At 73.7% G+C, this 7,208-nt stretch carries 6 protein-coding genes; 1 reads left to right on the top strand and 5 read right to left on the bottom strand.

What is annotated here, in order from left to right; all coding sequences use genetic code 11:
- Positions 1-129: 129 nt before the first annotated feature.
- The 5 genes from ACIA8F_RS28275 to ACIA8F_RS28255 form a co-directional block, all read right to left on the bottom strand.
- The gene (locus ACIA8F_RS28275; protein WP_399382908.1) at positions 130-990 is read right to left on the bottom strand and encodes a LytR/AlgR family response regulator transcription factor; all 861 of its coding nucleotides are present in this window, start codon (positions 988-990) and stop codon (positions 130-132) included.
- Between the two features lie 135 nt (positions 991-1,125).
- Entirely contained in the window at positions 1,126-2,082 is a 957-nt protein-coding gene (locus ACIA8F_RS28270) for an SCO0930 family lipoprotein (RefSeq protein ID WP_399382940.1), read from the bottom strand.
- A 139-nt stretch (positions 2,083-2,221) separates the two neighbouring features.
- Positions 2,222-3,373: a GDSL-type esterase/lipase family protein gene (locus ACIA8F_RS28265; protein ID WP_399382907.1), complete on the bottom strand. Its 1,152-nt coding sequence runs from the start codon at positions 3,371-3,373 to the stop codon at positions 2,222-2,224.
- A complete protein-coding gene (locus ACIA8F_RS28260; protein ID WP_399382905.1) occupies positions 3,370-4,281 on the bottom strand; it encodes an SDR family oxidoreductase in 912 nt (303 codons plus the stop codon). The genes ACIA8F_RS28265 and ACIA8F_RS28260 overlap by 4 nt, the downstream gene beginning before the upstream one ends.
- Positions 4,278-5,402, bottom strand: coding sequence for an LLM class flavin-dependent oxidoreductase (locus tag ACIA8F_RS28255; RefSeq protein WP_399382904.1), 1,125 nt, complete (start codon positions 5,400-5,402; stop codon positions 4,278-4,280). The genes ACIA8F_RS28260 and ACIA8F_RS28255 overlap by 4 nt, the downstream gene beginning before the upstream one ends.
- A 310-nt stretch (positions 5,403-5,712) precedes the next feature.
- Between ACIA8F_RS28255 and ACIA8F_RS28250 the strand changes: the two genes are divergently transcribed.
- Positions 5,713-7,206, top strand: coding sequence for an amino acid permease (locus tag ACIA8F_RS28250; protein WP_399382902.1), 1,494 nt, complete (start codon positions 5,713-5,715; stop codon positions 7,204-7,206).
- The last annotated feature ends 2 nt before the right edge of the window (positions 7,207-7,208 follow it).

Below are 7,208 nucleotides of genomic sequence, written 5' to 3'. Positions count from 1 at the left end.
CCCCCTCGGGGCTGTGCCCCGGGCCCGCTTGGAGGCTGCGCCCCGGACCCCCCTCGGGGCTGCGCCCCGGGCCTGCTTCGGGGCTGTGCCCCGGACCCCCTCCGGGCTGTGCCCCGCGTCGGGGGTGGTTCAGCCCATCGCCTGGCGCATCAGTAGGTCCCGGAGCTCCCGTGTGTGCCTGCGGCTCACCTGGAGTTCGGCCGTGCCTACGCGGACCGTGGTGGTGCCCGCGTCCAGGCGCAGTTCGTCGATGCGGGCCAGCGCGACCAGGTGGCGGCGGTGGATGCGGACGAAGCCGCGTGCCGCCCAGCGCTCCTCCAGTGTGGACAGCGGGATCCGGACCAGGTGGCTGCCCTCCTCCGTGTGCAGGCGGGCGTAGTCGCCCTGGGCCTCCACGTACGCGATGTCGGCGATCGCCACGAAGCGGGTGACGCCGCCCAGTTCGACGGCGATCTGCTCGGGCGCCCGGTCCGCGCCGCGGGCGGCGGCGGCCGCGGCCGGGGCGGCGGGGGCCGCGGGGCCCTCGGGGAGGGCCGCGCGGGAGGCCGGTACGCCGGGTACGGCCTCGGGGGCGGCGGCCGGGGGCTGCTCCCCGGACCGGCCGGACTGCGCCCAGGCCCGCCGTACGGCCTCGGCCAGCCGCTCCGGGCGGACCGGCTTGAGCACGTAGTCCACGGCCTTGAGGTCGAAGGCCTGTACGGCGAACCCCTCGTGCGCGGTGACGAACACGATCAGCGGCGGCCGCGCGAACCCGGCCAGCAGCCGGGCGATGTCCAGCCCGGTCAGCCCCGCCATGTGGATGTCGAGGAAGACCACGTCGATGACGTCGGCCCCGTCCGGGCCGCTCTCCAGCGCCCGGGTGATCCGGCGCAGCGCCTCGGTGGCGTCCGAGGCGCCCTCGGCGCTCAGCACCCGGGGGTCCGAGCGCAGCAGGTAGAGGAGCTCTTCCAGCAGGGGCTTCTCGTCGTCGACGGCCAGTACGCGCAGCATGATGCGGAGTCTAGGTTCCGCCCGGCCGGGGCGAAACGGTGCGCGGCCCCCGCCCCGGGGGGGAGGGGAGGCGGGGGCCGCGCGGTCAGGTGGTCGCAGGGGCGCTGGCCGGCGAGGGGCGCTGGCCGGCGAGGGCTACTGGACGGTGATGAGCTTGCCGTCGGGGGCCACCGCGTACCAGGTGCCGCCGACGCCCTGCCCGTTGATGTCGCCCGCCTTCTTGTCACCGGTGAAGGTGTAGACGGGCCAGCAGTTCACCGTCTGCTGCTTCTTGCCGTCGGGGCGGTCGAGCACCAGGTAGTTCTTCTCGATGATCCCCTTGGCGTCGGCCCGGTCCACCGGCGGCACGACCGGCCACTTGGCCACGCAGTCGCCCTCGCACTTGGAGACCATGGGCCACGCGGTGTCGGGCTTGAAGCGGTAGACCGTCATCCCGTTGCCGTCGACGATGTGCTCGCCGAGCTTCGGGTCCTTGGCCACGGTGAGCGCGCCGGAGGCCTGGCCGGCGCCCGCGGCCGCGGGAGCCGCCTTGGCCGCCTTCTTGCCGTCGGGCGCTGCTGCGAACCAGGTCCCGCCGACGCCCTGCCCGTTGGTCTCGCCCGCCTTGGTGTCCTTGCTGTACCGGTACACGGGCCAGCCCGCCACCGTCAGCTGCTTGCTGCCGTCGGTGCGGACCACCTCGCCCAGCAGCGCCGGGTCCATGCCCGCCGCGGCGGTGGCGTCGCCGGCCGCGACCACCGGCCAGACCTTCGCGCAGTCCCCGTCGCAGGAGGACTTGGACGGCTTCGCGGTGTCCTTGTCGAAGCGGTAGAGGGTGAAGCCCGCGCTGTCGGCGAGGACAGAGCCGAGCTTCTCGTTCTGGGCGATGGCCAGTTGACCGCCGGGCTGCGCGGCGCCGGCCGCGTCGGCGCCGGATCCCGAGCCGTAGCCGTCGCCGTAGCCGTCGCCCGAGGAGGGGGCCTGGGAGGGGGCGGCGACCGCTCCGGCCGGCTTGGCGGTGTCGCCCGCCGAGTCGTTCCCGCCGCACGCGGTCGCGGTGAGTGCGACGACGACCGCCACGGCCGCCAGGGTGGTTCCGCGCTTGATGCCCATCTTGATCTCTCCCACGTGTGTGTCCCTGCCTGCGCCGCCGCGTCCGTCCGGTCGAGCGGAGCGGAGCGGCGGCAACTGTGTGCAGGACACGCCCTGTCGGAGCCGATCTGTTCAATTCCTCCGATGTGGGCTGTTTCACTCACCCCAGGCCGAACCCGGCGCGTTTCATGGCCGTGGCCACAGCGAGGCCGAGCGTGCGGTGTCCGGCGTCGTTGGGGTGCAGCCCGTCCGCCAGGTGCTCGGGGCCCAGCACCTCCCGCCCCGGCAGCAGCACCAGCCGCTCGTCGCCGGCGGCCATCCGCTCCCGGGTGGCGCGCTCCATCGCGTCGCGCAGGGCGCCCAGGGTGGCCCCCAGCTTGTTCGGGGTGCGCTCCGCGTCGGGGCGCAGCACGGGGGAGAGGAGGAGCAGCGGGGTCCGGGGGTGGCCCTGGCGGACCAGTTCGAGGAACGCGCGGGTGGTCTCGTACAGCAGCGGGGCCGAGAAGGGCACGCGGGACCAGCAGTTGGTGCCGAAGGCGAGGGTGAGGACGTCGGCGGGGAGTCCGGCGATCTGCTCGGCGCAGGCCAGCTCCCCGCGCGCGGCGCCCGCGTAGCCGAGGTTGACGGTGTCCCAGCCGAGCGCCCGCCCGGCCACCGAGGGCCACCCGTGCGCGGGCCGGGTGGACCACCAGCCCTCGGTGATGGAGTCGCCGTGCACCACCCAGCGGGTGGCGGGCGGTGCGGGGGCGAGCGGGCCGCCGATCCCGCGCAGGCCGAGGATCAGCGGGGACTGCGTCTCGGGCGGGTGGATGGTGAACGGGCCGGAGCCGCCCGGCAGTTCGAGGCGTACGACGGCCTCCGCGGCCGGCTCGGTGTACAGCTCGCCGACCACCCCGTGCCGGTCCCACAGGGCGAACCCGTGCGCGAGGTCGCGCAGCGCGTCGGTGGGGCCGGGCACGGTCGCCCGGTAGTGGATCTCCACGGCCCGGGCGCCGGGCGCGGTGAACTCCAGGCGCACCCCGATGGGCAGGGTGGCCCGCTCGCCGGTGTCCCACGGCAGCCGCATGGTGTCGGCCGGGTCGGCCCGCACGGGCCGGCCCCCGTCCAGCCAGGCCACGCCGCGCAGGAAGGGCCCCGGATCCAGCCACGGCCCGGCCTCCGCACCGGCGTGCTCCGCACCGGCGTGCGCGGACGCGGACGCCTGCGCGGCCGTGCCCGCCTCCGGGCCCGGGCCTGGGCCCGGGCTCGTGCCCAGGCTCGCGCCCGGGCCTGTGTCCGGCCCTGCGGCCGGTCCGGCTTCCCGTGTGCTCATCGTGTCTCTCCGACCGTCGGGTACGGGAACTTCACGCCGACGCCGCCGTCCACGACCAGCGTCTGGCCGGTCACGTACGAGGACTGCGGCGAAGCCAGGAAGTACAGCGCGGCCGCGATGTCCCGGGTCTCCGCGACCCGGCCCAGCGGGGCGTTCTCCGCGTTCAGCCTGCGCCCCTCGGGGCCCAGCAGGGCGGCGACCCGTGGGGTCCACACCACACCCGGTGCCACCGCGTTGACGCGTACCCCGCGCGGGCCCAGCTCTACCGCCGCCGAGCGGACCAACGACATCAGGCCGGCCTTCGCGGCCCCGTACGCGGCGTGCAGCGGGGCAGCGGTGAGCCCGGAGACGGAGGCGACGAAGACCAGCGGGCCGCCGCCGGCCGCGGCGACGGCCTCGCCGCCGTACTGGACGGCGAGCCAGGCGTGCCGCAGCACCAGGTCGAAGTGCCAGTCCCAGCCGGCGTCGTCCAGCTCGGGCAGCGCGGCGTACCGGGCCATGCCCACGATGTCGACGACCCCGCCGACCGGGCGGCCGCCGAGCAGCTCCGGCGCCGCGGCGAACAGCTCCCGCACGGCTTCGCGCCGCGTGACGTCGGCGGCGTACGGGACGCCCCCGGTCTCGGCGGCGACCGCCCGGGCCCGTTCCTCGTCCACGTCCACGCAGAGCACGCGGGCGCCGCCCGCGGCCAGCGCGTGCGCGGTCTGCCGCCCGATGCCGTTGCCCGCACCGAGCAGCACGAGGCCGCGGCCGTCGAGGCGGTGCAGGGCGGCGTAGTCGGGGACGGGAGAGGTATCGGGGGCGGGGGAGGTATCGGGGGCGGGGGAGACGTCGGGCCCGCCGTCGGGGACGGGAGAGGCGCCGGGTGCGCTGCGGGGCAGGGGCGAGGTGTCGCGGCCGTCGCTCACGCGGAGGCCCCGCGGGGCGTGTAGCGGGCGAGCTCCGGGATGACTTCCTTGCCGAGGATCTCCAGGGTCCGCAGGATCTCCCGGTGCTCCAGGTACCCCCACTGGACGTAGCAGATGAGCTGGTCGACGCCGAGGTCCGCGTACCGCTTGGCCTTGGTGACGATCGTCTCCGCGTCCCCGATGAGGATCATGTCCCCGTCGCTGAACTCCCGTACGGGTACGTTCCCTTCGAGGATCGGTGTGAGCAGCGGGAAGGTCCGCTCCCGTTCCTCGGGGCTCAGGTGCGGCAGTTCCCACTCCAGGGTGAACTGCGCCAGGTTGGAGTACCACCAGGCGACCGACTCCCAGACCCGGGGACCCGGTTCGGTGCGCCGCCCGGTCGCGTGGACCAGGGTGTAGGCGGCGACCCGGTCCGTGGTGACGTCGGTGAGGGGGCTCGGGGCGGCGGCCGCCGCCCGGTAGGCGGCCACCTGGGCGGCCATCGCCTCCAGCGGCTGCATGATCGAGAAGGAGAGCAGCCCGAGGCCGTGCGCGCCCGCGACCTCCGCGGAGCCGGGGGAGGTGGCCGCCATCCAGGCGGGCGGGTGGGGGTCCTGCACCGGCTTGGGGGTGACCATGCGGCGCGGGAAGCGGAAGCGCTCGGACTCGTACGCGAAGTACTCCTCGCGCCACATTCCGGTCACGATCCCGATGGCCTCGCGCCAGTCCTCGCGGGACTTCTCCCGGTCCACCCCGAAGGCGGCCTGCTCCATGGGCGTGGACCGGCCCGTGCCCCATTCCACCCGGCCGCCGGAGAGCACGTCGACGGTGGCGACCTTCTCCGCGATGCGCTGGGGCGGGGTGAAGGCGAAGGGGGTCAGGGTCACGCCGAAGCCCAGCCGGATCCGCTCGGTGAGCCCCGCCAGGTGCCCGAGGAGCACCTCGGGGGCCGGGCAGTGCGAGCGGCCCTCGCGGAAGTGGTGTTCGACCGCCCAGACGGTACGGAAGCCCATCCGGTCGGCGAGCCGGATCTGTTCCACCGCCTCCCGGTAAGCGCGCTGCTCAGCGGCCCGCTGGCCGTGCGGGTGGGCTCCCCGCCAGGGCCGCGGCACGTCGATCTCGTAGAGCACGTCCAGGTCCATGGCGGCACGCTGCGGCAGATCTGACGAAGTGTCAAGAATGCGGGTCGGGATCGGCCGCGCACTGATCGATCATCCCCGCGCAACAAAGGACCATCCAGGACAGATCCGCGCAACGATCAGTCGCCAATGTGCAAGGATGGTGCATTACGGGCGGTATCACTCAGCTCGTAGGCTCACTCGCTGTACGTGGAGTGGCGTGGACCGCCTGCTCGGCGGTCCCCCATGCCCAGGCCTTCTCGGCCTGCTCCTGCTCCGGACCGCTGCGGTCGACGCCTGACAACCCCACCCGCAGTGACAAAGGAGTCCCCTCGTGCTCGATCACGGCCAGGCGCCACCGCTCGCCCCCGCCCCCGGGGCGCCGCGCAAGCCCGCCCACCCGCTCCTGCGCCGCAAGCCCGTGGAGCAGCTGGTCGCCGAGGGCGGCCAGGGCGAGGGCGGCTCCCTGCGCCGCTCGCTCACCATGTGGCAGCTGACGATGATCAGCATCGGCGCGACGCTCGGCACCGGCATCTTCGTCGTCCTCGGCACCGCCGCCCCCAAGGCCGGCCCCGCCGTCACGATCTCCTTCGTCATCGCGGGCCTGACCGCCCTGTTCTCCGCCCTGTCCTACGCGGAGCTGGCCGGCTCGGTGCCGGTCTCCGGCTCCTCATACTCGTACGCCTACGCCACCATGGGCGAGCTCGTCGCCTGGGTCTGCGGCTGGTGCCTGATCCTGGAGTACGGGGTCTCCGTCGCGGCGGTCGCCGTCGGCTGGGGCGAGTACCTCAACGAATTCCTCGACGGGACGATAGGCGTCAAGATCCCGGAGAGCATTTCCGCCCCGATGGGCGAGGGCGGCTTCATCAACCTGCCGGCGCTCGTCGTCGTCCTGCTCGCCATGGTCTTCCTCATGCGCGGAGCCAAGGAGAGCGCCCGGATCAACTCGATCATGGTCGGCGTGAAGATCGTCACCCTGCTGCTCTTCATCGGCATCGGCGCCATGGGCATCAAGTCCGGCAACTACGCGAACTTCAACCCGCTCGGCCGGGAGGGCATCACCGCCGCGGCCGGCACCCTCTTCTTCTCCTACATCGGCTTCGACGCCGCCTCCACCGCCGGTGAGGAGGCCAAGAACCCCAAGCGCGACCTGCCCCGCGCGATCATGCTCTCGCTGCTGATCGTCACGGTCCTCTACGTGCTCGTGGCCTTCGTCGCCGTCGGCGCCATGCCCTGGCAGGACTTCGAGGGCACCGAGGCCGCGCTGGCCCAGATCATGACCGACGTCACCGGCCACACCGTCTGGGGCGTCGTCCTCGCCGCGGGCGCCGTCGTCGCCATCGCCTCGGTCGTCTTCGCCGTGCTCTACGGCCAGACCCGCATCCTCTTCGCGATGTCCCGCGACGGCCTGGTGCCCAAGGCCTTCGGCAAGGTCAACGCGCGCACCGGCGTCCCCCGCGCGAACGTGGTGATCGTCGGTCTCTTCTGCGGACTCCTCGCCGCCACCATCCCGCTGGGCAAGCTGGCCGACGCCACGAGCATCGGCACGCTGTTCGCCTTCGGCCTGGTCAACGTCGCCGTCATCATCCTGCGCTTCACCCGACCGGACATGCCGCGCACCTTCAAGGTGGCCCTGTTCCCGCTCACGCCGATCCTCGGCTTCCTCGCCTGCGGCTGGGTGATGTGGAGCCTCGACGCCGTCACCTGGCAGGTCTTCGGTGGCTGGATGGCCGTCGGGCTCGTGATCTACTTCTTGTACGGCATCCGCCGCTCCCGACTGGCCGCAGCCCAGCCGACCGCTATGCAGCCGGCCACAGCAGAGAAGTGATC

The organism is Streptomyces sp. NPDC051563 (genome assembly GCF_044454225.1).
Taxonomy (GTDB): Bacteria; Actinomycetota; Actinomycetes; order Streptomycetales; family Streptomycetaceae; genus Streptomyces.
Note: the sequence above shows the minus strand (reverse complement) of the source record. Positions and strands in the feature narration are given on the sequence as shown.